Genomic DNA, 24433 nt, shown 5'->3' with positions numbered 1-24433 from the left:
TCCGGTCACCGGGCGATAACAAAGGAATACGCCATCGTATTCCTTTGTTGTTGTAAGTGAGACCTTGCCGAATGGCAAGGTCTATGCATAAAAAGCAGCGGCTAACGTCATTCGGCGTTGGCCGTTTTTTTTATGCATGGGGAAATACAATGAATACTGTCGGCACACCGTTGTTATGGGGTGGCTTCGCTGTCGTAGTGGTAATTATGCTGGCCATCGACCTGCTGTTGCAGGGTCGTCGTGGCGCACATACGATGTCGATGAAACAGGCTGCGGCCTGGTCAATCGTCTGGGTAACGCTGTCGCTACTGTTTAACGCCGCCTTCTGGTGGTACCTGGCGGAAACCCAGGGCCGCGCCGTTGCCGACCCACAGGCACTGGCGTTCCTGACCGGCTATCTGATCGAAAAATCGCTGGCAGTAGATAACGTCTTTGTCTGGTTGATGCTCTTCAGCTACTTCTCAGTGCCGCCTGCGTTGCAGCGCCGGGTATTGGTGTATGGCGTGCTGGGAGCAATTGTTCTGCGTACGATCATGATCTTCGCCGGCAGCTGGCTTATCACCCAGTTTGAGTGGCTGCTTTACGTGTTCGGCGCGTTCCTGCTGTTTACCGGCGTGAAGATGGCGCTGGCGAAAGAAGATGCCTCCGGTATCGGCGACAGACCGTTAGTACGCTGGCTGCGCGGCCATTTACGCATGACCGATACCATCGAAGATGAAAAATTCTTCGTGCGTAAAAACGGTCTGCTGTTTGTCACGCCGCTGATGTTGGTGTTGATTCTGGTTGAGCTGAGCGACGTGATTTTCGCCGTCGACAGTATTCCGGCTATCTTTGCCGTTACCACCGACCCGTTCATCGTGTTGACCTCGAACCTGTTTGCTATTTTGGGGCTGCGTGCGATGTACTTCCTGCTGGCGGGCGTGGCAGAGCGTTTCTCCATGCTGAAGTACGGCTTGTCGGTCATTCTGGTGTTTATCGGTATTAAGATGCTGATCGTCGATTTCTACCATATTCCGATCGCTATCTCGTTAGGCGTGGTATTTGGCATTCTTTTTGTGACGCTAATTGTTAACGCATGGGTCAACCACCAGCACGATAAAAAGCAGCAAATACAGTAAGTTTCATCTGCTAGCTGAAAAGCCCGACAGCACACTGCGTGCGTCGGGCTTTTTGTCTATCATGTCAAAATAATGTTAACTCAAAGTTATAAAATATGATCTCAGCGCGGAATCCAGTATATTTCGCTTCCAGAACCCCGTTCTTTCCTTATACTCAGCCATGCAAACATTTGCCCCATCCTGAAAGATGCGTCAACAGAACGCACAAAGGTAAGGCAACAACACAATGAAAGGATCACGACATGACTACGCAACGTTCATCGGGGCTACTCTCGCGTTTGGCGCAAGGGAGCCTGGTTAAACAAATTTTGATCGGTTTGGTACTGGGGATTTTACTGGCACTGGTGTCAAAACCTGCGGCAGAAGCCGTTGGTTTACTGGGTACGCTGTTCGTCGGCGCATTAAAAGCTGTCGCACCAATTCTGGTTCTGATGCTGGTAATGGCCTCTATCGCCAACCACCAGCACGGGCAAAAAACCAATATCCGCCCCATTCTGTTCCTTTACCTGCTCGGAACATTTTCAGCGGCATTAGCCGCCGTTGTCTTCAGCTTTGCTTTCCCATCAACACTGCATCTTTCCAGCAGCGCCAGCGATATTGTGCCACCGTCCGGCATCGTTGAAGTAATGCGTAGCCTGCTGATGAGCATGGTTTCTAACCCAGTTGATGCCCTGCTTAACGCTAACTATATTGGTATTCTGGTCTGGGCCGTCGGTCTGGGCTTTGCACTGCGCCACGGTAATGAAACGACCAAAAATCTGGTCAATGATATGTCCAACGCCGTCACCTTTATGGTAAAGCTGGTGATTCGTTTCGCGCCAATCGGTATCTTTGGTCTGGTCTCATCCACGCTGGCAACCACCGGTTTTGCAACGCTTTGGGGCTACGCCCAACTGCTGACCGTACTGGTAGGCTGTATGCTGCTGGTGGCGTTTGTGGTCAACCCACTGCTGGTCTTCTGGAAAATTCGCCGTAACCCGTATCCGCTGGTGCTGGCCTGTCTGCGCGAAAGCGGCGTGTACGCTTTCTTTACCCGCAGCTCCGCCGCCAACATTCCGGTGAATATGGCGCTATGTGAGAAGCTGAATCTGGATCGTGATACCTACTCGGTATCTATCCCGCTGGGCGCCACCATCAATATGGCGGGTGCGGCGATCACCATTACCGTGCTGACGCTGGCGGCGGTGAATACGCTGGGTATTCCGGTCGATTTACCGACGGCGCTGTTACTGAGCGTTGTGGCTTCGCTTTGCGCCTGTGGCGCATCTGGCGTGGCGGGTGGCTCTCTGCTGCTGATCCCACTGGCGTGTAATATGTTCGGTATCCCGAATGATATCGCCATGCAGGTAGTTGCCGTCGGCTTTATCATCGGCGTATTGCAGGATTCCTGTGAAACGGCGCTGAACTCTTCTACAGATGTCTTGTTTACCGCGGCAGCCTGCCAGGCTGAAGACGAGCGTCTGGCAAACAACGCCCTGCGCGGCTAATCCCTGCGCCCCTCCGTCATCGGGCGGAGGGGCTCTTTTCTTGTACGCTTTTTTCAATTTTGAACGGATCAATTCCGCGTTTTTGCATCCGCCGGAAGCGAATAATGTTCAGGCCATTCATCACCAGAAAACTCCCTTCGATCATCGTCCCGCCAATCGATCCCAGCCAGAAATTATGGATAACCCAACAGGCGGTTGCGCACCACATTACGCAACGCACGGTTAACCCTTTGCAGCGAAACAGCGCCCAGGTGCTGGCCAGCGTGCCAATTATCGGTAACAGCTCCATCGCATGCTGTAATTTCGCCAGACCGAGAACCAGGGTGAGGATAATAAAAACGGTCATCACCCACAGTTTGCGGGTATGCATTGAGACAAGTGTGCGGATGGTGTTGAGTTCTGCGCTCATTCCCGCGGGCCAGGCGCCCATCAGAAAAAAATGCACGCCAATGGTGGCGCTATAGACAGCAAGTTGCAGCCGGAAGCGGCGCTCATCGCGATTGAAAAAGGTGGTAATGCCGATCAGAAAGGCGATGACACCTACGCCCTGGGCCAGCCAATACGCGGTCATGCAAGCAACCCCAACTCCATTTTGTATGCCGGATAAGGCGTTTTCGCCGCCATCTGGCAACGGTTTGTGCCTGATGGCGCTACGCTTATCAGGCCTACGATTTGCGCAGACCTGCAGGCACCATCAGGCATTTATTACAACGTTACGCCACTTTTGAAAATAGCCAGTTCCCGGAAATCGTTGCGCTCGTTGCAGGTTTGCTTACCGTTGGCGAACTCAACGATCGTATCGACAAACTCGCTCAGCAGTTGAGGCATCGCTTTACCGTGGATCAACTGTCCAGCGTCAAAATCGATCCAGTGCTTTTTCTTCGCTGCCAGCTCGCTGTTGGTGGCAATTTTCACCGTCGGTACAAAACCACCGTACGGCGTACCGCGACCGGTACTGAACAACACCATATGACAGCCCGCGCCCGCCAGCGCGCTGGTGGCGACGGCATCGTTGCCCGGTGCGCTCAGCAGGTTCAGGCCGTGGGTTTTCAGACGCTCGCCGTAGCGCAGCACGTCCACCACCTGACTGGAGCCTGCTTTTTGCGTGCAGCCCAGAGATTTATCTTCCAGCGTGGTGATACCGCCCGCTTTGTTGCCCGGCGATGGGTTCTCGTAGATCGGCTGGTCGTGGGCAATGAAATACTGCTTGAAGTCATTAACCATGGTGACCAGCTTGCCAAACGTTTCTTCATCGCGGCAGTGGTCCATCAGCAGCTGCTCGGCGCCGAACATTTCCGGTACTTCGGTCAGCACTGTAGTTCCGCCGTTAGCAATCACGTAGTCGGAGAAACGGCCCAGCATCGGGTTGGCGGTAATACCGGAGAGGCCGTCAGAGCCGCCGCATTCCAGACCAAACTTCAGCTCGCCCAGCTTACCCGGTTCACGCTTATCGTTACGCATCACGTTGTACAGCTGGTGAAGATGTTCAATCCCCGCTTCCACTTCGTCTTCCTGATGTTGGCAGACCATGAAGTGAACGCGATCAGGATCGTACTCGCCTAAGGTTTCGCGGAAGGCATCCACCTGATTGTTTTCACAGCCCAGACCAACCACCAGCACCGCACCCGCATTCGGGTGACGCACCATGTTTTGCAGCATGGTGCGGGTATTAATGTGGTCGTCGCCGAGCTGTGAACAGCCGTAGGTGTGGCTGAAGAGATGCACGCCGTCGATTCCTTCGGCGTCGTTGGTCTCTTTCAAAAAGCGGTTCTGCATCTGACGCGCCATCGCGTTAACGCAGCCTACCGTTGGCAGGATCCACAGTTCGTTACGCACCCCAACGTCACCGTTCGCGCGGCGATAAATCTGCACATCGCGATCCGCCGGTTGGGCAACTTCAGGCTGAAAATCAGGTTGGTAGCGATACGTATCCAGGTCGCTCAGATTGGTACGCGTGTTATGGGCATGAATATGCTCACCCGCCGCAACGTCCACCAGCGTATGGCCAATTGGCAAACCGTATTTAATGACGTTTTCGCCTTTCGCAATATTGCATAAGGCAAATTTATGGCCACGAGAGACCGCCTGACGCAGGATTACCGCCTGCCCATCAATGGTGACTTCGTTTCCTTCAGCCAAATCAGCAAGCGCAACCGCGACGTTATCCAGCGCATGGATCTTGATGTATTGCATACCTTCACCCAGGCCTTAGTTCAGTTCAATGGCGAAATAATCGCGCGCATTGTTGAAGCAAATATTTCTGACCATTTCACCCAGCAGCTGGATATCTGCCGGTGCTTCACCTGCAGCAACCCAACGGCCAATCATCTGGCACAGAATACGACGGAAGTATTCATGGCGTGTGTATGACAGGAAGCTACGGCTATCGGTCAGCATACCGACGAAACGGCTAAGCAAACCGAGCTGGGCCAGCTGCGTCATCTGACGTTCCATCCCGTCTTTCTGATCGTTGAACCACCAGCCGGAACCGAACTGCATTTTGCCCGGCATACCTTCGCCCTGGAAGTTACCGATCATAGTGCCCAGCACTTCGTTATCGCGCGGGTTCAGGCAGTACAGAATGGTTTTCGGCAGCAGGTTTTGCTCGTTCTGCTTGCTCAGCAGTTTGGACAGTTCTTCGGCCATCGGACGATCATTGATGGAGTCGAAACCGACATCCGCGCCCAACAGTTTGAACTGGCGCAGGTTGTTATTACGCAGCGCGCCGATGTGGTACTGCTGTACCCATTCGCGACGAGCGTATTCCGCACCAAGGAACACCAGCACGGCGGTTTTAAACTGGGCAACTTCATGTTCACTCAGGGTTTCACCCGCCAGGCGACGCGCCAGAATGCTATCCAGTTCAGATTCGTTAGATTCGGCAAACAGCACCACGTCCAGCGCGTGGTCAGAGACTTTACAGCCGTGCGCCGCGAAGTGATCAAGACGTTTGGTCAGTGCAGCTTGCAGGTCGCTGAAGCGGCGGATATCCGTGTCAGACACTTCACCGAGCTTCGCCATGTAGTCATTAAAGGTCGCCAGCTCAATGTTAAAGGCTTTATCCGGACGCCAGCTCGGCAGCACTTTCACATCAAAGCTTCCGTCTTTAGCAACGGCCGCATGGTGCTCCAGAGAGTCGATCGGATCATCGGTAGTGCCGACCATTTTCACATTCATCTGCTGCATGATTCCGCGCGCAGAGAATTTATCCTGCGCCAGCAGCTCGTTGCACTGGTTCCAGATTTCGTCAGCCGTTGCCGGAGACAGCAGCTTACCTGTAATACCAAACGGACGACGTAATTCGAGGTGGGTCCAGTGGTACAGCGGGTTACCGATAGTGTGCGGAACCGTGGCGGCCCATGCGTCAAACTTCTCGCGATCGGACGCATCGCCGGTACACAAGCGCTCAGCGACGCCATTGGTACGCATCGCACGCCATTTGTAGTGATCACCCTTCAGCCAGATGTCATACAGGTTATTAAAACGGTAGTTTTCAGCGATTTGTTGCGGTGGTAAATGGCAGTGGTAATCGAAGATCGGCTGGTCTTTGGCGTAATCATGGTACAGACGGCGGGCAAATTCGGTGTCCAGCAGGAAATCTTCAGTCATAAACGGGGTCATTATCGTCTTCCTCTCAACGAGTGCGTCAGATTGCTTATGTTTTGATGTTGACAAAGTTATCACACCAATTTCTATACGCTGAAGATATTTTCGTGAGTTAGATCAACAAATGGTGACAAAAAAATTACTCTCAAAGAGGTAAATCACGCGTCAAGCCGCGCCAGTTCTGGCTTTGCTGAATCGAAATAATGACCACACGAAGATTCACACTTTTGTGATGGCACTCACCTTTTAAAGCTGTATGACAAGTTATCTTTTGGCCGTCGCGATACATAAGCCGACGGAATGCAAATTACCGATGGATATCCATCGGATTGACCGGTACGGAAACCGAATTAGCACAATTATTGACATGGCAAAGTTCGGGGAGTACCGGCTTTTTTTTTCGGTCCCCCCTCGTAAAAGAACATCCTCCGCCCTGAACTGGAAGATGACCGCTCGTTCGCGGACATAACAAAACGATGAGGTTTTACATGCGTAAAATTAAAGGGTTACGTTGGTACATGATTGCACTGGTGACACTTGGCACCGTGCTGGGTTACCTGACACGTAACACTGTGGCGGCAGCTGCGCCAACTCTGATGGAAGAGTTACACATCTCCACTCAACAGTATTCCTATATCATCGCAGCGTATTCTGCTGCTTACACCGTAATGCAACCCGTTGCCGGCTACGTGCTCGATGTGCTCGGCACAAAAGTGGGTTACGCGATGTTCGCCGTTCTGTGGGCCGTCTTCTGTGGCGCGACCGCACTGGCTGGCAGTTGGGGTGGACTGGCACTGGCGCGTGGTGCGGTAGGTGCCGCTGAAGCCGCAATGATCCCTGCGGGTCTGAAAGCCAGTTCTGAATGGTTCCCGGCAAAAGAGCGTTCAATTGCCGTAGGTTACTTTAACGTCGGCTCTTCTATCGGCGCGATGATTGCTCCACCGCTGGTGGTCTGGGCCATCGTCATGCACAGCTGGCAGATGGCATTCATTATTTCCGGTGCGCTGAGCTTCATCTGGGCGATGTGCTGGCTTGTGTTCTACAAACACCCGCGCGACCAGAAAAAACTGTCTGATGAAGAACGTGATTACATTCTGAATGGTCAGGAATCACAGCATAAAAACGCGACCTCGAAAAAAATGTCGCTCGGTCAGATCTTGCGTAACCGCCAGTTCTGGGGCATCGCGCTGCCGCGTTTCCTGGCAGAGCCGGCCTGGGGTACCTTCAACGCCTGGATCCCGCTGTTCATGTTTAAAGTCTACGGCTTTAACCTGAAAGAAATTGCGATGTTTGCCTGGATGCCGATGCTGTTTGCTGACCTGGGCTGTATCGTTGGGGGTTACTTACCGCCGCTGTTCCAGCGCTGGTTCGGCGTTAACCTGATCGTTTCACGTAAAATGGTTGTCACCATGGGTGCATTGCTGATGATTGGCCCTGGGATGATTGGTCTGTTCACCAGCCCATACATTGCTATCGCCCTGCTGTGCGTCGGTGGCTTTGCTCACCAGGCGCTGTCCGGTGCGCTGATTACACTCTCTTCTGACGTGTTTGGTCGTAATGAAGTGGCTACTGCGAACGGTCTGACCGGTATGTCCGCCTGGCTTGCAAGTACGCTGTTTGCGCTGGTGGTCGGTGCACTGGCTGACACCATCGGCTTTAGCCCACTGTTTGCCGTACTGGCGGTATTCGACCTGCTCGGCGCGTTAGTCATCTGGACGGTATTGCAGAACAAATCGGCCAGCGAGGTAGAGTCAGAGTCGCAAACTGGCGATCCCGCTGCGCAAAGTTAACCGGACAAGATTTAACAAGGTTTTGTCATGCTAAGCCGCCAGTTATCTGGCGGCTTTTTTGACGTCGCGAGTGGAGCCGTAATCGTAAAAGTGGTATAACAAATAGAGTCTGCCGTATCATGCCTGGAGCGCATATGGAAATCACTGAACCACGACGTTTGTACCAACAACTTGCCGCTGATCTGAAAGAACGCATTGAGCAGGGCGTCTATCTGGTGGGTGAAAAACTCCCCGCTGAGCGCTTTATCGCCGATGAAAAAAATGTCAGCCGTACCGTGGTTCGTGAAGCGATTATCATGCTCGAAGTTGAGGGCTATGTAGAAGTGCGCAAAGGTTCTGGCATTCATGTCATTTCGAACCAGGCCCGTCACCAGCAGGCCACCGACGAATCGCTTGAATTCGCCAATTATGGTCCTTTCGAGCTGCTTCAGGCTCGTCAGTTGATTGAAAGCAATATCGCTGAATTTGCTGCTACGCAGGTTACCAAGCAAGACATCATGAAACTGATGGACATTCAAGAGCATGCGCGGAATGAAAAATGCTTCCGCGATTCCGAATGGGATCTGCAGTTTCATATTCAGGTCGCGCTAGCCACGCAGAACTCAGCGCTGGCCGCCATTGTGGAAAAAATGTGGACCCAGCGCAGCCACAACCCGTACTGGAAAAAACTGCACGAACATATCGACGCACGTACCGTCGATAACTGGTGTGATGACCATGATCAAATTCTCAAAGCGCTGATCCGTAAAGATCCGAACGCGGCAAAACTGGCGATGTGGCAACACCTGGAGAATACCAAAATCATGTTGTTCAACGAGACCAGCGATGATTTTGAGTTCAACGCCGATCGTTATCTTTTTGCAGAAAATCCGGTCGTTCATCTCGATACGGCAGTTAACAGCGCTAAATAAGCAATCTTTTCGATGCAGGCGCGACAAAGCGCCTGTTTCTCCTGCTTGGTAAGCATTAGGTATAAAGTGTCAGCCTGTGTAAATCCTCTCGCCTCCCTCCATTGCGATAAGCAAAATCACAGTTCAACAACCGTAATTTCTATAACGGACAACGTTGACCTTTGTTACAATTAGATGCTATTTGAATTTTTGTGTTTGAGAGCTTGCTTACTTCACAACTTTACAGGGAATAGTTCAGGCCGTGAATTTGTGTCAGACCGCGATCCATGTAAAAAACACCAATAAAATTGCGGCGTTACAAACTCCAGAAAACCGGCATGACGACAACCGATTCTCCAGGAATATTGAATGGAACTACTGACTCAATTACTGAATGCTTTATGGGCTCAGGATTTTGAAACGCTGGCCAATCCTTCCATGATTGGCATGCTCTATTTCGTACTATTTACCATTTTGTTTCTGGAAAACGGACTGCTGCCAGCGGCCTTTTTACCTGGCGACAGTCTACTGGTGCTGGTCGGCGTACTTATCGCCAAAGGCGCGATGGGTTTCCCGCAAACGGTACTGCTGCTCACTACCGCAGCCAGCCTGGGTTGCTGGCTTAGCTATATCCAGGGGCGATGGCTGGGGAATACCCGCACAGTACAAAACTGGCTATCTCATCTGCCCGCGCATTACCATCAGCGCGCGCATCATCTGTTCCATAAGCATGGCTTGTCTGCGCTGCTGGTCGGTCGCTTCATCGCGTTTGTCAGAACATTACTGCCGACCATCGCAGGATTGTCCGGCCTGAACAATGCGCGCTTTCAGTTCTTCAACTGGATGAGTGGACTGCTTTGGGTTTTGATTCTCACAACGCTTGGTTATCTGCTGGGCAAAACGCCGGTGTTTCTCAAGTATGAAGATCAGCTGATGTCTTGTCTGATGCTGCTTCCTGTGGTGTTACTGGTGTTTGGTCTGGCAGGTTCACTGGTTGTTCTTTGGAAGAAGAAATACGGGAACCGAGGGTAAATTATGCTGAAATCATGCATAACGCTCCGACGACTTGCCTGGTCCACCACTTTTATGTTGTTCATTGGCGCGTTGCTCCTGACCTGGTCTGTCATTCGCCAGCAGGAATCAACGCTCGCCATTCGTGCCGTAAACCAGGGAGCCAGCATGCCTGATGGCTTCTCTATCTGGCATCACCTGGATGCCAACGGCATTCGTTTTAAAAGCATCACTCCGCAAAATGACGCACTGCTGATTACCTTTGATTCCAGTGCGCAAAGCGCAGCGGCAAAGGTCGTACTTGATCGAACGTTACCGCACGGTTTCGTTATTGCTCAGCAGGATGATGATAATCAGGCGGTGCAGTGGTTATCCCGCTTACGTGATACTCCACACCGCTTTGGTTAATTTCCAGGAATCTGAATTAGATCACTCACTTTGGTGATTTCACCGTTTAGCGCCTATGATTAATAAACTGGGCTTATGACCCAACGTTTTATTATTCTGGAGCATCGACCCTAAACGACGAGGTCGAATCACAATGGAAGGTTCAAGAATGAAATACCGCATCGCTTTGGCAATTAGCCTTTTCGCTCTAAGTGCCGGCAGCTACGCCAACACCCTCTGTCAGGAAAAAGAACAAGACATTCAGCGGGAGATTAGCTATGCCGAAAAACACAATAATCAGAGCCGCATCAATGGGCTGAACAAAGCGCTGAGCGAAGTCAGGGCAAACTGTACTGACAGCAAACTGCGCGCCAACCATCAGAAAAAAATCGCCGAGCAGAAAAATGAGATTGCCGAGCGTCAACGTGACTTAGCCGAAGCTAAGCAAAAAGGCGATGCGGATAAGGTAGCAAAGCGCGAACATAAGCTTGCTGAAGCTCAGAAAGAGCTAAAAGAACTCGAGACCCGCGATTACTAAGTACGGTAACTAGCCACTCAACTGGAGAAAACTATGTCGAAAGATAATGCTACGGAAAACCTGCGCGCTGAGCTGAAATCTCTTGCGGATACGCTTGAAGAAGTACTTAGCTCTTCTGGCGATAAGTCGAAGGAAGAGATGAGTAAAATTCGCAGCAAAGCCGAACATGCGCTGCGCGAGAGCCGCCATCGTCTGAGTGAAACCAGCGATGTGATTGCCAAACAGACCCGTGAGGCCGCGGCTAAAGCCGATAACTACGTGCGCGAAAACCCATGGACAGGCGTCGGCATTGGCGCTGCAGTCGGTGTGGTGCTTGGTGTACTGCTGTCGCGCCGTTAACAATGGCTGATTCTCAACACGCACAAGGTCCAGGCAAAGGCGTACTGGGTATTGGACAGCGGATCCTGACGATTCTCGTTGAGATCGTAGAGACGCGGCTGCGGCTGGCCGTCGTTGAGCTGGAAGAGGAAAAAGCCAACCTCATCCAGATCCTGCTGATGCTTGGGCTGACTATGCTGTTCGCGGCGTTTGGCCTGATGAGCCTGATGGTACTTATCATCTGGGCCATTGACCCTCAATACCGACTGAACGCCATGATTGCCACCACCGTAGTGCTGTTGCTGTTAGCGCTGATTGGCGGGATATGGACGCTGCGTAAAGCGCGTAAAACAACGCTGCTACGCCATACGCGCAATGAACTCGCGAACGACAGGCGGGCTCTGGAGGATGACGCATAATGAGCAGTAAAGTCGAACGTCAACAACGTAAGGCGCAACTGCTTGGACAGATCCAGCAGCAACGGCTGGATCTGTCTGCTACTCGCCGCGACTGGCTGGAAGCCACCGAGGTCTACGATCGTGGCTGGAAGACGCTGTTGAACCTGCGCGGCTGGGTGTTAGTCGGGAGCAGTATTATGGCGGTTCGCACCATCCGTAACCCAAATCTGCTGGTCCGCTGGGCCAAACGCGGCTTTAGCGTCTGGAGCATCTGGCGTCTGGTGAAATCAACCATCAGACAGCAGCAACTGCGCGGCTAATCCCTTCCCTACCCCCAACCTCAAAATTTTTGAAAAATACTGACAGTTTTCCTTGCTAACAATTCTCATTAGCCACGTTTATTATTCTCTTCATCGACAGCAACGACGCGCTCAGCAGCGTCGTTGCACAAAAAAACACAATAAGCCGCCTGAGTGGTTTCCTGGAGAGTATGATGAAGAAATTAGAAGATGTTGGTGTACTGGTAGCGCGCATTCTGATGCCAATCCTGTTTATTACCGCAGGTTGGGGAAAAATCACCGGATATGCAGGTACCCAACAGTACATGGAAGCCATGGGCGTCCCTGGATTTATGCTGCCGCTGGTGATTCTGCTTGAGTTTGGCGGCGGTCTGGCAATTTTGTTCGGTTTCCTGACCCGTACTACCGCGCTGTTCACCGCAGGCTTCACGCTGCTGACGGCATTCCTCTTCCACAGTAACTTTGCGGAAGGTGTGAACTCTCTGATGTTTATGAAAAACCTGACCATCGCAGGCGGCTTCCTGCTGCTGGCTATCACCGGTCCGGGCGCATTCAGTATTGACCGCGTACTGAATAAAAAGTGGTAAGCAAACTATACTGAACACATCAAAAAGCGAGGAGATATCTCCTCGCTTTTGCTATCTGAGGAGACGAAAATCATGGGACAACTGATTGACGGCATCTGGCATGACACCTGGTACGATACCAAATCAACCGGTGGGAAATTTCAACGTTCTGCATCGGCTTTCCGTAACTGGCTCACCGAAGATGGCACGCCTGGCCAGACCGGTGAAGGTGGCTTTGCTGCCGAAAAAGACCGTTATCATCTGTACGTTTCTCTGGCCTGTCCGTGGGCGCATCGCACACTGATTTTGCGTAAACTTAAAGGGCTGGAACCGTTTATTTCCGTTTCCGTTGTGCATCCGCTAATGCTGGAAAACGGCTGGACCTTTGACGACAACTTCCCAGCGGCAACCGGCGATACCCTGTATCAGCACGAATTTCTTTATCAGCTCTATTTACACGCCGATCCGCACTACAGCGGCCGGGTGACCGTTCCGGTACTGTGGGACAAAAAAAACCACACTATTGTCAGCAACGAATCTGCAGAAATCATCCGCATGTTTAACACTGCGTTTGATGCGCTGGGTGCGAAAGCCGGGGATTACTATCCACCTGCCCTGCAAAGCAAAATCGACGAGCTGAACGGCTGGATTTATGACAACGTCAATAACGGCGTGTATAAAGCGGGATTTGCCACCAGCCAGGAAGCCTACGACGATGCCGTGGAAAAAGTCTTTCAATCTCTGGCACGACTGGAGCAGATCCTGGGTCAGCATCGCTTCCTGACCGGTGACCAGCTAACTGAGGCCGATATTCGCCTGTGGACCACGCTGGTGCGCTTTGATCCGGTTTATGTCACCCACTTCAAGTGCGACAAACACCGCATCAGTGACTACCTGAATCTGTACGGTTTTCTGCGCGATATCTACCAGATGCCGGGCATTGCGGAGACCGTCAACTTTGACCATATCCGTCATCACTACTTCCGTAGCCACAAAACAATCAACCCGACCGGTATTATTTCAATCGGCCCGTGGCAGGATCTCAGCGAACCTCATGGGCGTGACGAGCGTTTCGCCTGATTTACACTGGCCTCCGTTTGGGTAATGCTGTTCAGTTAACGCCTCAGTTTCGAAAGGCATCAACATGTGCTGGCGGAGGTAATGAATATGCTATTTCAGGGAAAGGGTTCCGTTCACCTCATGTTCATCGTTTCTCTGAAGCACCGATTCCTGTGAACGTGTAAAGGGCGTTCTCCGCCACGCCCTTTACAATCCCGGCTCCCGGCAGGAAAATTGTTGCTATGCAATACCCTCCGCTTATTCCTCCAGGCTACCGGGTCGGGCACGAGGAAACGTCCCTGTAAAACGCGCCCTGAACCCGCATCCATGCGGGTTCTCCCGGCCTTACGGAAACACGTCGGCGATTTTCAGCCGGACCAGCCCACACCAGACCATCTGCGTTTTTTTGAATATATCTGAACAGCAAATCAGATTTAACTGGAAGTCAGAGCATTACAGCGATGACCCCGGTCCGGCTGAAAATCGATGAGGCGTTGACGGCTGACCGGGGCTGCCCGCAGGGATGCGGGCAGAGGGGACGGCCTGCATGGACGCAGGCTCGGCCCCGACCCGACAGGCAGACGGAATAAGACGAATACATCGCGCAGCGACGATTTTCCCGCCGGGAGCCTGGGTTGCAAGGGAGGCGGCGGTGAGCCTCCCTTGCCCGTTCACGGGTATAAAGATATCAGAGAAGCAACGCACATGAGGTGAACGGAACCCTGAGCAAGAATCACATGTTCACCATACATGCTTAACTGATCGGCATTGCCCGTTTGGAGGCCAAATAATTAACAACACAAATATTTACCAGCATTCCATTCGCAGCTATTCTTAATTTGATTGCTTTAAAAACAAGTAATTGAACGCAGAACGAGGCAAAAATGGATTGGTATTTAAACGTATTAAAGAATTACTTTGGTTTTGGTGGCCGCGCGCGTCGTAAAGAATACTGGATGTTTGTGCTGGTCAACATCATCTTCACGTTCGTGCTGGGCATTCTGGACAGAATGTTTGGCTGGGAGCGCGCCGGAGGAGAAGGCATATTAACGACGATTTACGGGGTTCTGGTCTTTATCCCGTGGTGGGCGGTACAGTTCCGGCGTTTACATGACACCGACCGTTCAGCCTGGTGGCTGCTGGTGCTATTGATCCCGATCGTCGGCTGGTTGGTCATCATCATTTTCAACTGTCAGGATGGCACGCCGGGTGAAAACCGATTTGGCGAAAACCCGAAGCAACTTTCGTAGATATTCAAAAAGGCAGAAAACTATTCTGCCTTTTTATTCATAACAAGAAAAATATTTATTAGACTACTACCAACAATAATTAATTTATATATTTTATCCATAAATATAAACATAAAAAATACTACTAGTAAAATATCCTATTTTTAATAATAATCATGATCTTTACAGGTTCATGTGCTACATTTTTTTGTTTTCTTAAGATAAATAGGGATATTTTATGCAGTGGTATTTACAGGTTTTAAAAAATTATGTGGAATTCTCTGGTCGCGCGCGTCGTAAAGAATACTGGATGTTTATTCTGATTAGCGTGATTATCAGCGCCATTCTGAACGTCATTCAATCCGTAATCGGTATGGAAATTCCGGCACTCTCACTGATCTATAGCCTGGCCGTACTTCTACCAAGCATTGCCGTTGGCGTTCGCCGTCTGCATGATACAGAGCGTTCTGGTCACTGGATGTGGCTCATGTTAATTCCAGTCATCGGCTCCATTATTCTGCTGGTATTTTTCTGCCAAAACGGGACTTCCGGCAGCAACCGCTACGGCAACGATCCGAAGCAAAACGAAATTAATTAATTTATTTCGCGGGGCAATTATTTTATTGCCCCGATTTGCACTGAAATCTGCCCCCGAAATAATCCGAACTGCAATCATTCACAGACGTAGATTATTTACCCGCAAACAGCTTGGGAATTTCTCGCAGACACCAGGATTTCGCCTCGCCCATGCTGTCACGACGCCAGGCCATAATAATATCTATCTCGCTTGTCGATTCCGGACTAACGACCCGCAGTCGACCAGCTGCAATATCCTCTTCCACCAGCGGGTACGGCATTGTCGCTACGCCCAATCCGGCCAACAGCGCCTGACGTTTATCTTCTATCGTACTCACCGTCAGACGCGGCTGTTTATCCAGCAGTTGAACGGTCAGCACCGGACGTTCACGTGCGGTATCCGCCACAGCGATCCCACGGTATTTCACACGGGTGACTTCCGATAACGGTTCCGGCTCCTGGTGGATAGGATGATCCGGTGCCGCCACATACACGTTCATCAGTGAGTACAGCTTGCGCGAGTTGATTTCGGAAGATGAGCGAAAATGCATATCCGGCGCAATCACGATATCCGCCCGCCCCTGCTCAAGACGCTCCCACGCCCCGGCCAGAACTTCGGTAATGACGGAAAGCTGGGTATTGGCCTTCCCAGCCAGTCTGTCGATCAGCGGGAAAAACGCCGCCGTTGGCACCAGTGCTTCGGTAACGATAGTCAAATGCGTTTCCCATCCGCGAGCCAACGCTTCGGCATCGGTAGTCAGCTTATCCGCAGCTTCCAGCAGTACGCGCCCACGCTCCAGCAGCATACGCCCGACGTTAGTGAATTTTGTACGGTGGCCTGAACGGTCAAACAGCACTACGTCCAGCTCTTCCTCCAGCTTCTGCATGGTATAGCTAAGTGCGGAAGGCACGCGCCCCAGTTCGTCCGCTGCGGCGGCAAAGCTGCCGCGCCTGTCTATTGCGTCCATGACGCGTAACGCCTCAAGCGTTAAAGCCCTTTCTTTAGCCATCTCGTTCTCATTCAGGAAATTTGAACATACCAGGCAGAATATCTGGCTAACAATGCAGCGTCTAGCCATTTAACATAAAAGGAAGTAAAGAGAGGTCAAGAACTATGATTACTACCCGTACAGCCAAACAATGCGGGCAAGCAGACTACGGCTGGCTGCAGGCCCGTTATACCTTCTCCTTTGGACACTATTTTGATCCTAAACTGCTGGGTTATGCCTCGCTGCGTGTTCTGAACCAGGAAGTTCTGGCACCGGGGGCCTCTTTCCAGCCACGGACCTATCCGAAGGTGGATATCGTCAATCTGATCCTCGAAGGGGAAGCGGAGTACCGAGACAGCGAAGGCAACCATATCAAGGCCAAAGCAGGAGAAGTTTTACTGCTCGCGACACAGCCCGGGATTAGCTATAGCGAACACAATATCAGCAAAGACAAACCGTTAACGCGGATGCAGCTCTGGCTGGACGCCTGCCCGCAGCGTGAAAACGCCTGCGTACAGAAAGCCACGCTGGGTACCGGTAAGCATCAGCTGCTGGCCTCGCCGGACGGTGAACAAGGCAGCCTGCATCTGCGCCAACAGGTATGGGTGCACCACGTTGAACTGCAGCAAGGTGAATCGCTGAGTTTTCAGTTACATGGGCCACGCGCTTATTTACAGTCGATTCACGGCAGATTCCATGCGGTGACGTCTGGTGCCGAAAAAGAAGCGCTCACCTGTGGCGATGGGGCATTTATTCGTGACGAAACTAACATAACGTTAGTCGCCGATACCCCGCTGCGCGCTTTGCTGATAGATTTGCCCGTATAGTCAGGGAAAACAATGGAGTACGACTATTGAGTAAGAAATCATCAAAAAAACGCCAGCCGCAGGTTGAGCTGAAAAAACAGGAAACAGTTGCCTTCGGCTATGAAGAAATGCTGACAGAGCTGGAAGCGATTGTGGCCGATGCCGAACTACGGCTGGAAGACGAAGAAGCCGCCTGAAAAGGCGGCTTAGACTTATGCCGGGTGGCGGCAACGCCTTACCCGACCTGAAGATTAATGCGCCTTACTGGCCATGATCTCAATGATCTGCTTGTCGGTTTCCTGCATCGAACGACACGCCAGCGCACACAGGTTAGCGATAGATTGTTCCACGTTATGCGCCACAATCCCTTCGTTTCCGGTTACGGCAGTATCATCCAGTGCCATCAGTACCGCTTTCCACGCCGCAGATGCGCTGGTTGAGACTTTCATCGCGCAGCTGTTTGAAGCGCCATCGCAAATCATTCCGCTCACGTCGCCAATCATGCTGCTGATCGCCATCGCGATGGTGTTGTAGCGGCCATCCACGATCCATGCCATCCCCGCTGCTGCACCCATCGCCGCCGTGGTTGCTGCGCACAGCGCAGACAAACGAGGAAGCTGATGATGGATGTAGATAGCGCTCAGGTGAGACAACATTAGCGCACGTGCCAGTTTCTCCTCATCCGCGCCAAAGTGCTCGGCCACCACCATGACCGGAACAGTCGCGGTAATACCCTGATTGCCGGATCCGGAGTTGCTCATGGCCGGCAGCGTCGCCCCGCCCATTCGCGCATCCGATGCCGCACTGGTGCGGATCAGAATAGAGGTGGAGAGATCGTTCGCCAGCAGACCACGCGCGCACTGCTTCTCAAGTGTGGTTCCGATGTGCAAGCCCCAGTTACCACGCAGCCCTTCCTGAGACAGCGCACCGTTCAGCTTTGCCGCATCAAGAATAAAGCGGATCGACTCAAACGGTACCGCGTTCACGAACGCCAGAATCTCTTCCAGCGAGGTGTGAGATAATACCGCCAGCGGCGACTCCAGCTCCTCTTCCTGAGCATTCTGTTCTGTGGTGAACACTACACCCTTATTGGTCTCGATGTGGACTATGTTGGTATGACCGCCCACAATCGTCACGCACGCCCATCCTTCAGCGCTGTAAACCTTCGCGCGGGAAAAGAGGATATCCTCGCAAGGTTCCTGCAGCATCACCGCAACCTTGCCAGCGCTCAACATCGCTTTCGCATCAGCGATTGCTTGGGGCGACGCATCTTTCAGTACCTCTAAACCAGCACGGGCATTTCCCCCCAGCGCACCCAGCGCCGCCGCGACAGGTAACCCGACCATTCCGGTACCCGGCACGGTAACGCCCATGCCGTTTTTCATCAGGTTCGGTGAGACCCACGCATCAATACGTTCAACCGCGCCGTCCAGCTCAGAGGATGCGACCGCTGCCGCCAGCGCCAGAGAGATAGGTTCCGTACAACCCAGCGCAGGCTTAACCTCTTCCTGTACCGCGCGGATAAAACTATCCCATAATGGATTCAATGTAGTCTCAAACATAACAACAACCTTTGCTCAGATAACTCAGGAAAATGCCAGGAACGGAGAAACGCACAGCAGCAGGCCCGTGATAATAATCAGATACAGGGAAGCGCCTTTGTATTTGTGCAGTGAAGGAACTTTGTAGACCAGCCAGGCCGGGATCAGACAACCCACCATGCCGAAGATAGGACTACAAATAGAGGTGAAGCTCAGCACCGGCGCATTGAGCACAATTGCGCTCCAGGCCAGCAGGATGGCGAAAACCATAATGCCGCGCTGAACCAGGGTTTCGTTGATTTTCTCGGCTGGCATTTTGCGGCGCAGCACGTTCATTACGATCCCCTGAGTCGCTTCACGGAAACCTAAGTAGACGCCGAAGAAAGCGGTCATAACGGCAAAGATGTTCAGAACAACGCTGACGATTTTCACCCAACCAGCACCCGCACCGCTGATAAACTGCGCGGCAATCGCCAGAGCGGAAATATTCTGCTCATAAGCTTTAACCGCTTCGTCATGGCCCATCGCCAACGTGAAGGAAACGGCGTAGAAAAAGACGGTCACGAACAGAATGCCGAACGCGATATTCATCGCTCGCAGGGCTTTATGGCGCGCCACTTCAATGGATTTGTTGCGAGAACGATACGAGATAACCATCGGGCTTAATGTCTGAATAAACAGAATTGAGGTCAGCGTAAATGGCAACGTTATGATCGCGTTTTTGATCAGCAGCGCCATCGGCGGCAGTAAACCTACGTTATACAAATGCCACATCCCAACCATCGATACGCCAAGCGCTGCCACTACCAGCAGTTTGGTCAGCACCATGCCGGTGGAGATTTTAAACAGCAGTTTTTCCCCGCGTGACGAGATGGCCACCAGGATGCAAATCAGCACCAGGCCATAGAACGGGCTGTCGGACAGTAAACCTTCAGTAACGCCAAAAGTATGCAGGTAAGAGGCGCTATCGTTGGTGATGGCGGTGGAGTAGACGAACATCCAGATTACCAGCATCACAAAGTACAACGCACCTAACAGGATGCCCCAGTTTTTACCCAGGTAACCGCTGATCACGCTTGGGTAATCTTTACATTCCGGGGACTCAGCCAGCGTATTGATAAACAGACGCTGGAACAGATACATGGCTGGGTAGCCAATGATAGAGGACAGCAAGAACACCCACAGCCCCATTAACCCGACCTGGACAGGAAGAAAAACAATCCCCGCACCAATCGCCATACCGATACTCATAATGACCCAGCCGGTGTCCATGCTGTCGAATTTAATGGCTTCACGCCATTCACTTTCGGTCATCCCCGCCCGACGCGCCGGAGCAGATGCGTCGAGTATTACGCTGTTATTCGTTGCCGTTTCCATAAAAATCTCGCTCAAAATGTAGGGTAAGGTTTTATTATTTTTCCGTTCCGCATCAATGCGATACGCGGTACGAGTCGTGCAGGCGAGTTCGTTAGAATGGAGAAATCATACGCCGAGGGTCAGAGAAAAACTTCACATAAATACCCCCTCATTTCATAATGTTTAATAAAGTTTTTCTATTTTATATTTACAAAATGGGATTAATTTCTCTTTTTGAAGCGGATCACAACAAAAAAAAGGGCGCACTCAAGTGCGCCCAAAGGAGAAATAAACACAAATTTAGTTAAGTGCAAATCACTTTGATAGCCAGACCACCACGTGACGTTTCACGGTATTTGTCGTTCATATCTTTGCCCGTTTCATACATGGTCTCGATCACTTTATCGAGCGAAACGCGTGGCTCAGATGTTCGACGTAGCGCCATACGCGCGGCGTTGACGGCTTTTACCGCGTTGATCGCATTGCGCTCAATACATGGTATTTGCACTTGTCCGGCGACCGGATCGCAGGTCAGTCCCAGGTTATGCTCCATGGCGATTTCCGCCGCAATACACACCTGAGACGGGCTACCGCCGAGCAACTCGGTCAGCCCGGCTGCTGCCATTGAACAAGCGACGCCAATTTCCCCCTGGCAACCCACTTCGGCACCCGAAATCGAGGCATTCATCTTATACAGCGCGCCTATCGCCCCCGCGGCCAGTAAGTAGCGGGCAATGGAGTTTGCATTCACCGGGCGGCGGAACTTGTCGTAATAGGCCAGGACAGCAGGGATAATCCCACATGCTCCGTTGGTCGGTGCCGTCACAACCCGGCATCCGGCGGCGTTTTCTTCGCTCACGGCCAGCGCGAACATGTTGATCCAGTCGATCACGTTCATCGGGTCGCTGGACAGGTTATCGCTGGAAACCAGCAACCGACGTAATGCCACGGCGCGGCGCGGGACGTTCAGTGGACCCGGCAGAACGCCTTCGGTGTTCATGCCGCGCTCAATTCCAGCGTGCATAACGTCCCAAATGGCAGCAAAGCCAGCATCGATTTCTTCTTTGCTGCGCATCGCCAGTTCGTTTTGCATCATCAGGCCGGAAACAGACAGCCCGTTGCGCTCGCACAGTTTCAGCAGTTCGCTGGCGGAATGAAAATTGTAGGGCACGTGTGCTTCAACATCATGCGCCTGACCAAATTGCTCCTCTTCAACGATAAAACCACCGCCGATGGAGTAATAGGTTTTGCTTAATAGCGTCTCGGTGCCGTTCCATGCGGTGATACGCATGCCATTTTCATGGCGTGGCAGCGTTTCGGCATGAAAGAGAATATTTTCGTCTGGAATGAAATTGACAACATGCGTGCCCCCTGCAACCGGTAAACGTCCGGTACGGGCCACTTCCTGAGTAAAACCAGCGATTGAATCTATATTAACATTTTGCGGACTGTTACCTGCCAGTCCCATCATGATGGCGACATCTGTTGCATGACCTTTTCCGGTCAGGGAAAGCGATCCATAAAGATCGACCACAATATGTGTAGCCTTGGAAAGTTCCCCGCAGCTGACCAACAGATCGATAAAGCTTTTACCAGCGTTCATTGGCCCCACGGTATGGGAGCTGGAAGGTCCAATGCCAATCTTGAAAATATCGAATGCGCTAATCATATCCACACCCTCGGATTGCCGTTCAGTGAAGACCAGGTTTCACACTCATTAAGGATCGGGGCGATCCTGAGATCGCCCCGCAAGGGATTACAGCGTGTCGCCACGTACGGCGATGGCTTCAATCTCCAGCTTCACATCCTTTGGTAAGCGGGCGACCTGCACGCAGCTGCGTGTAGGGTAGATTGCCTTATGCTCATCAAAGAACTGCTGGTAAACCTGATTGATGGTGGCGAAGTCGTTCAGGTCGGAAACGAAAACGGTGGTCTTGACGATATCGCTCACTTTCAAACCTGCAGACTCGACAATCGCTTTCACGTTTTCCAGGCTTTGACGCGCCTGATCGGATACGTTTTCAGCCACTTCACCGGTCTGTGGACACACCGGGATTTGACCTGACGTCAACACCATGCTGCCCAGATCCACACCCTGTACGTAAGGCCCGATAGCCCCTGGCGCACATTCGGTTGCAATAACTTTTCTCATAGTCCCTCCGGCGTCAGAGCGCCTGGGTGAAAGTACGTGAAATAACATCCTGCTGCTGTTCGCGGGTCAGCGCGTTGAAGCGCACCGCATAGCCAGACACGCGGATCGTCAGGTTCGGATAGTTTTCCGGGTGCTCAATGGCATCCATCAACATTTCACGATTCATAACGTTAACGTTCAGATGCTGACCACCTTCCACATGCGCTTCATGGTGGAAGTAACCGTCCAGCAGACCGACCAGGTTGGTTTTACGCACTCCATCCTCTTTGCCCAGCGCTGCCGGTACAATGGAGAAGGTGTACGAGATACCGTCTTTGGCATAGGTGAACGGCAGTTTGGCGACCGAGGTTAACGACGCCACCGCACCTTTACGATCGCGGCCGTGCATCGGGTTTGCCCCTGGCGCAAACGGCGTACCTGCGCGACGTCCGTCCGGCGTGTTACCAGTTTTCTGTCCGTACACCACGTTGGAGGTGATGGTCAGAATGGACTGCGTCGGCACCGCGTTACGGTAGGTTGGCAACACTTTAATTTTCTTCATAAAGCGCTCGACCAGATCACAGGCAATACTGTCTACGCGCTCGTCGTTGTTGCCGTATTGCGGATAGTCTCCTTCGATTTCAAAATCAATCGCCAGACCGTTTTCATCGCGAATCGGTTTCACGCGAGCATATTTGATAGCCGACAGAGAATCCGCCGCCACGGACAGACCCGCCATACCACAGGCCATCGTGCGATAGACATCACGATCGTGCAGCGCCATCAGCGATGCTTCGTAGCTGTACTTGTCGTGCATGTAGTGGATGATGTTCAGCGCGCTGATGTACTGCACGGCCAGCCAGTCCATAAAGTGGTCCAGGCTCTCCATCACCGTGTCGTAGTCCAGCACGTCATCCATCAGCGGTGCCGTTTTCGGCCCGACCTGGATTTTCAGCTTCTCATCCACACCGCCGTTGATTGCGTACAGCAACGTTTTGGCGAGGTTGGCACGCGCCCCGAAGAACTGCATTTGTTTGCCGATAACCATCGGGCTGACGCAGCAGGCAATGGCATAGTCATCGCTGTCAAAGTCGGCACGCATCAAATCGTCGTTTTCATACTGCAAAGACGAGGTGATGATAGACACCTGGGCAGCGTACTTTTTAAAGGCGATTGGTAGCTGTTCAGACCACAGCACCGTCAGGTTCGGCTCTGGTGCCGGGCCCATGGTGTGCAGCGTATGCAGATAGCGGAACGAGTTCTTCGTCACCAGCGTGCGGCCATCAAGCCCCATACCACCGATAACTTCGGTCGCCCAGATAGGGTCGCCTGAGAACAAGGTGTCGAATTCCGGCGTACGCAGGAAGCGCACCATTCGGATCTTCATAATGAAGTGGTCGATCAGCTCCTGCGCCTGCTGCTCGTTTAAAATCCCCGCTTTGAAATCGCGCTCAATGTAGATGTCTAGGAACGATGCGGTACGGCCCAGCGACATCGCGCCGCCGTTCTGCGATTTCACCGCAGCCAGGTAAGCAAAGTACACCCACTGCACCGCTTCTTGCGCATTACGCGCCGGGCGGGAGATATCGCAGCCATACTTCGCAGCCATTTCCTGCATTTGCAGCAGAGCGCGACGGTGCTCAGACAGCTCTTCACGCAGACGAATCGTGGCTTCAAGATTCTGGCCCCACTCCAGGTTCGACTGGAGATCGGCAAACTGCAGTTCACGCTCGCGCACCAGGTAGCGAATACCGTACAGCGCCACGCGGCGATAGTCACCGATGATACGGCCACGACCATAGCCGTCCGGCAGACCGGTCAGCACGCCGGATTTACGGCAGCGCAGCATATCCGGAGAGTAGGCGTCGAATACGCCCTGGTTATGGGTTTTACGCAGTTCAGTAAACTGGTATTCAAAATCAGCATCCATCTCACGACCATAAGCATCAAAAGAGCTTTTGATCATGTTGATGCCACCAAACGGATGCAGAGCGCGCTTGAGCGGCTTATCCGTTTGCAGACCAACGATTTTTTCCAGTTCTTGTTCAATATAACCCGCATCATGCGCGGTTATCGTGGTAGCAATATTAGTATCGAAATCAACCGGCGCGTGCGTCGAGTTTTCAATACGGATGCCCGCCATCACTTTTTCCCACAATGCAGTGGTCGCAGGCGTTGCTTCGGCGAGGAAAGATTCATCCCCTTCATAAGGCGTATAGTTGTGCTGAATAAAATCACGGACATTAATTTCTTCTTTCCAGTCCGTACCTTTAAAGCCATTCCAGGCTTCGGCATACAGCATATCGCTGGTATCGATATTTACCTTCATGAAAAATAA

25 protein-coding genes are annotated in these 24433 nt (G+C 52.2%); 16 read left to right on the top strand and 9 right to left on the bottom strand.

The annotated features are described in order from the left end of the window. Window positions 1-149: 149 nt before the first annotated feature. The gene (locus tag OGX66_RS13990; protein ID WP_003828551.1) at window positions 150-1118 is read left to right on the top strand and encodes a TerC family protein; all 969 of its coding nucleotides are present in this window, start codon (window positions 150-152) and stop codon (window positions 1116-1118) included. A gap of 242 nt (window positions 1119-1360) precedes the next feature. After that, the gene (sstT, locus tag OGX66_RS13985) at window positions 1361-2605 is read left to right on the top strand and encodes a serine/threonine transporter SstT (RefSeq protein WP_049001660.1); all 1245 of its coding nucleotides are present in this window, start codon (window positions 1361-1363) and stop codon (window positions 2603-2605) included. Between the two features lie 16 nt (window positions 2606-2621). On the opposite strand, the gene OGX66_RS13980 is transcribed toward sstT, so the two are convergent. From OGX66_RS13980 to uxaC, 3 genes are all read right to left on the bottom strand, one after another. After that, window positions 2622-3176, bottom strand: a complete 555-nt coding sequence (locus tag OGX66_RS13980) for a YgjV family protein (RefSeq protein ID WP_003024807.1) — start codon at window positions 3174-3176, stop codon at window positions 2622-2624. Window positions 3177-3310: 134 nt separating this feature from the next. Then, complete coding sequence (locus tag OGX66_RS13975; RefSeq protein ID WP_057102073.1) at window positions 3311-4798, bottom strand: UxaA family hydrolase; 1488 nt, start codon at window positions 4796-4798, stop codon at window positions 3311-3313. Between the two features lie 15 nt (window positions 4799-4813). Beyond that, on the bottom strand, window positions 4814-6226 hold the full coding sequence (gene uxaC, locus OGX66_RS13970) for a glucuronate isomerase (protein ID WP_003024811.1): 1413 nt from the start codon (window positions 6224-6226) through the stop codon (window positions 4814-4816). A gap of 473 nt (window positions 6227-6699) precedes the next feature. On the opposite strand from uxaC, the gene OGX66_RS13965 reads away from it, so the two are divergent. The 12 genes from OGX66_RS13965 to OGX66_RS13910 all read left to right on the top strand — a co-directional run bounded on the left by OGX66_RS13965 (window position 6700) and on the right by OGX66_RS13910 (window position 15294). Continuing rightward, window positions 6700-8001 (top strand): MFS transporter, encoded by a 1302-nt coding sequence (locus tag OGX66_RS13965; RefSeq protein WP_003024814.1) that lies wholly within the window; start codon window positions 6700-6702, stop codon window positions 7999-8001. A 134-nt stretch (window positions 8002-8135) separates the two neighbouring features. Next, window positions 8136-8912 (top strand): transcriptional regulator ExuR, encoded by a 777-nt coding sequence (gene exuR / locus OGX66_RS13960; RefSeq protein ID WP_003024817.1) that lies wholly within the window; start codon window positions 8136-8138, stop codon window positions 8910-8912. Between the two features lie 348 nt (window positions 8913-9260). After that, window positions 9261-9923 carry a DedA family general envelope maintenance protein YqjA gene (gene yqjA, locus OGX66_RS13955; RefSeq protein WP_003024820.1) on the top strand — a complete coding sequence of 221 codons (663 nt, stop codon included), beginning with the start codon at window positions 9261-9263 and terminating at the stop codon, window positions 9921-9923. Window positions 9924-9941: 18 nt separating this feature from the next. Next, window positions 9942-10310 carry an EnvZ/OmpR regulon moderator MzrA gene (gene mzrA, locus OGX66_RS13950; RefSeq protein ID WP_162838710.1) on the top strand — a complete coding sequence of 123 codons (369 nt, stop codon included), beginning with the start codon at window positions 9942-9944 and terminating at the stop codon, window positions 10308-10310. A gap of 148 nt (window positions 10311-10458) precedes the next feature. Beyond that, window positions 10459-10827: a DUF1090 domain-containing protein gene (locus OGX66_RS13945; protein ID WP_003024825.1), complete on the top strand. Its 369-nt coding sequence runs from the start codon at window positions 10459-10461 to the stop codon at window positions 10825-10827. Between the two features lie 33 nt (window positions 10828-10860). Next, window positions 10861-11166 (top strand): ElaB/YgaM/YqjD family protein, encoded by a 306-nt coding sequence (locus OGX66_RS13940; protein WP_003024832.1) that lies wholly within the window; start codon window positions 10861-10863, stop codon window positions 11164-11166. Between the two features lie 2 nt (window positions 11167-11168). After that, window positions 11169-11564 carry a phage holin family protein gene (locus tag OGX66_RS13935; protein WP_003024834.1) on the top strand — a complete coding sequence of 132 codons (396 nt, stop codon included), beginning with the start codon at window positions 11169-11171 and terminating at the stop codon, window positions 11562-11564. After that, entirely contained in the window at window positions 11564-11863 is a 300-nt protein-coding gene (locus tag OGX66_RS13930; protein WP_003024845.1) for a YqjK-like family protein, read from the top strand. The genes OGX66_RS13935 and OGX66_RS13930 overlap by 1 nt, the downstream gene beginning before the upstream one ends. 173 nt (window positions 11864-12036) lie before the next feature. Continuing rightward, window positions 12037-12429 (top strand): DoxX family protein, encoded by a 393-nt coding sequence (locus OGX66_RS13925; RefSeq protein ID WP_003024847.1) that lies wholly within the window; start codon window positions 12037-12039, stop codon window positions 12427-12429. Between the two features lie 72 nt (window positions 12430-12501). After that, window positions 12502-13488, top strand: coding sequence for a glutathione S-transferase family protein (locus OGX66_RS13920; protein WP_088903031.1), 987 nt, complete (start codon window positions 12502-12504; stop codon window positions 13486-13488). Between the two features lie 863 nt (window positions 13489-14351). Further along, window positions 14352-14717 carry a DUF805 domain-containing protein gene (locus tag OGX66_RS13915; RefSeq protein ID WP_003841502.1) on the top strand — a complete coding sequence of 122 codons (366 nt, stop codon included), beginning with the start codon at window positions 14352-14354 and terminating at the stop codon, window positions 14715-14717. A gap of 217 nt (window positions 14718-14934) precedes the next feature. Then, on the top strand, window positions 14935-15294 hold the full coding sequence (locus OGX66_RS13910) for a DUF805 domain-containing protein (RefSeq protein WP_003841504.1): 360 nt from the start codon (window positions 14935-14937) through the stop codon (window positions 15292-15294). Window positions 15295-15385: 91 nt separating this feature from the next. On the opposite strand, the gene yhaJ is transcribed toward OGX66_RS13910, so the two are convergent. Continuing rightward, entirely contained in the window at window positions 15386-16282 is an 897-nt protein-coding gene (gene yhaJ, locus OGX66_RS13905; RefSeq protein WP_003024855.1) for a DNA-binding transcriptional regulator YhaJ, read from the bottom strand. A 104-nt stretch (window positions 16283-16386) separates the two neighbouring features. Between yhaJ and OGX66_RS13900 the strand changes: the two genes are divergently transcribed. Further along, entirely contained in the window at window positions 16387-17088 is a 702-nt protein-coding gene (locus tag OGX66_RS13900) for a pirin family protein (RefSeq protein WP_003024860.1), read from the top strand. A gap of 26 nt (window positions 17089-17114) precedes the next feature. Further along, window positions 17115-17264, top strand: a complete 150-nt coding sequence (locus OGX66_RS13895) for a protein YhaL (protein WP_003841507.1) — start codon at window positions 17115-17117, stop codon at window positions 17262-17264. A 54-nt stretch (window positions 17265-17318) separates the two neighbouring features. On the opposite strand, the gene OGX66_RS13890 is transcribed toward OGX66_RS13895, so the two are convergent. The 5 genes from OGX66_RS13890 to pflB form a co-directional block, all read right to left on the bottom strand. Then, window positions 17319-18629: an L-cysteine desulfidase family protein gene (locus tag OGX66_RS13890; protein WP_003841509.1), complete on the bottom strand. Its 1311-nt coding sequence runs from the start codon at window positions 18627-18629 to the stop codon at window positions 17319-17321. 24 nt (window positions 18630-18653) lie between these two features. After that, window positions 18654-19985, bottom strand: coding sequence for an SLC5/6 family protein (locus OGX66_RS13885; protein WP_003841510.1), 1332 nt, complete (start codon window positions 19983-19985; stop codon window positions 18654-18656). 283 nt (window positions 19986-20268) lie between these two features. Next, complete coding sequence (gene tdcG, locus OGX66_RS13880) at window positions 20269-21633, bottom strand: L-serine ammonia-lyase (RefSeq protein ID WP_071687208.1); 1365 nt, start codon at window positions 21631-21633, stop codon at window positions 20269-20271. A gap of 87 nt (window positions 21634-21720) precedes the next feature. Continuing rightward, window positions 21721-22116 carry an enamine/imine deaminase gene (locus OGX66_RS13875; protein ID WP_003024870.1) on the bottom strand — a complete coding sequence of 132 codons (396 nt, stop codon included), beginning with the start codon at window positions 22114-22116 and terminating at the stop codon, window positions 21721-21723. A 13-nt stretch (window positions 22117-22129) separates the two neighbouring features. Then, on the bottom strand, window positions 22130-24424 hold the full coding sequence (gene pflB / locus OGX66_RS13870) for a formate C-acetyltransferase (protein ID WP_003024871.1): 2295 nt from the start codon (window positions 24422-24424) through the stop codon (window positions 22130-22132). Between the last annotated feature and the right edge of the window lie 9 nt (window positions 24425-24433).

This window comes from Citrobacter sp. Cf072 (genome assembly GCF_030334485.1).
GTDB classification, from domain to species: domain Bacteria; phylum Pseudomonadota; class Gammaproteobacteria; order Enterobacterales; family Enterobacteriaceae; genus Citrobacter; species Citrobacter freundii.
Note: the sequence above shows the minus strand (reverse complement) of the source record. Positions and strands in the feature narration are given on the sequence as shown.

What these genes read in the sequence shown, in the direction of transcription:
- OGX66_RS13940 (WP_003024832.1), top strand. Translation starts at nt 10,861, where the DNA reads ATGTCGAAAGATAATGCTACGGAAAACCTGCGCGCTGAGCTGAAATCT.
- OGX66_RS13885 (WP_003841510.1), bottom strand. Translation starts at nt 19,985, where the DNA reads ATGGAAACGGCAACGAATAACAGCGTAATACTCGACGCATCTGCTCCG.
- yqjA (WP_003024820.1), top strand. Translation starts at nt 9,261, where the DNA reads ATGGAACTACTGACTCAATTACTGAATGCTTTATGGGCTCAGGATTTT.
- pflB (WP_003024871.1), bottom strand. Translation starts at nt 24,424, where the DNA reads ATGAAGGTAAATATCGATACCAGCGATATGCTGTATGCCGAAGCCTGG.
- OGX66_RS13975 (WP_057102073.1), bottom strand. Translation starts at nt 4,798, where the DNA reads ATGCAATACATCAAGATCCATGCGCTGGATAACGTCGCGGTTGCGCTT.
- uxaC (WP_003024811.1), bottom strand. Translation starts at nt 6,226, where the DNA reads ATGACCCCGTTTATGACTGAAGATTTCCTGCTGGACACCGAATTTGCC.
- OGX66_RS13925 (WP_003024847.1), top strand. Translation starts at nt 12,037, where the DNA reads ATGAAGAAATTAGAAGATGTTGGTGTACTGGTAGCGCGCATTCTGATG.
- OGX66_RS13910 (WP_003841504.1), top strand. Translation starts at nt 14,935, where the DNA reads ATGCAGTGGTATTTACAGGTTTTAAAAAATTATGTGGAATTCTCTGGT.
- yhaJ (WP_003024855.1), bottom strand. Translation starts at nt 16,282, where the DNA reads ATGGCTAAAGAAAGGGCTTTAACGCTTGAGGCGTTACGCGTCATGGAC.
- OGX66_RS13990 (WP_003828551.1), top strand. Translation starts at nt 150, where the DNA reads ATGAATACTGTCGGCACACCGTTGTTATGGGGTGGCTTCGCTGTCGTA.
- OGX66_RS13935 (WP_003024834.1), top strand. Translation starts at nt 11,169, where the DNA reads ATGGCTGATTCTCAACACGCACAAGGTCCAGGCAAAGGCGTACTGGGT.
- OGX66_RS13980 (WP_003024807.1), bottom strand. Translation starts at nt 3,176, where the DNA reads ATGACCGCGTATTGGCTGGCCCAGGGCGTAGGTGTCATCGCCTTTCTG.
- OGX66_RS13945 (WP_003024825.1), top strand. Translation starts at nt 10,459, where the DNA reads ATGAAATACCGCATCGCTTTGGCAATTAGCCTTTTCGCTCTAAGTGCC.
- exuR (WP_003024817.1), top strand. Translation starts at nt 8,136, where the DNA reads ATGGAAATCACTGAACCACGACGTTTGTACCAACAACTTGCCGCTGAT.
- OGX66_RS13890 (WP_003841509.1), bottom strand. Translation starts at nt 18,629, where the DNA reads ATGTTTGAGACTACATTGAATCCATTATGGGATAGTTTTATCCGCGCG.
- OGX66_RS13900 (WP_003024860.1), top strand. Translation starts at nt 16,387, where the DNA reads ATGATTACTACCCGTACAGCCAAACAATGCGGGCAAGCAGACTACGGC.
- OGX66_RS13915 (WP_003841502.1), top strand. Translation starts at nt 14,352, where the DNA reads ATGGATTGGTATTTAAACGTATTAAAGAATTACTTTGGTTTTGGTGGC.
- OGX66_RS13930 (WP_003024845.1), top strand. Translation starts at nt 11,564, where the DNA reads ATGAGCAGTAAAGTCGAACGTCAACAACGTAAGGCGCAACTGCTTGGA.
- OGX66_RS13965 (WP_003024814.1), top strand. Translation starts at nt 6,700, where the DNA reads ATGCGTAAAATTAAAGGGTTACGTTGGTACATGATTGCACTGGTGACA.
- sstT (WP_049001660.1), top strand. Translation starts at nt 1,361, where the DNA reads ATGACTACGCAACGTTCATCGGGGCTACTCTCGCGTTTGGCGCAAGGG.
- OGX66_RS13875 (WP_003024870.1), bottom strand. Translation starts at nt 22,116, where the DNA reads ATGAGAAAAGTTATTGCAACCGAATGTGCGCCAGGGGCTATCGGGCCT.
- tdcG (WP_071687208.1), bottom strand. Translation starts at nt 21,633, where the DNA reads ATGATTAGCGCATTCGATATTTTCAAGATTGGCATTGGACCTTCCAGC.
- OGX66_RS13920 (WP_088903031.1), top strand. Translation starts at nt 12,502, where the DNA reads ATGGGACAACTGATTGACGGCATCTGGCATGACACCTGGTACGATACC.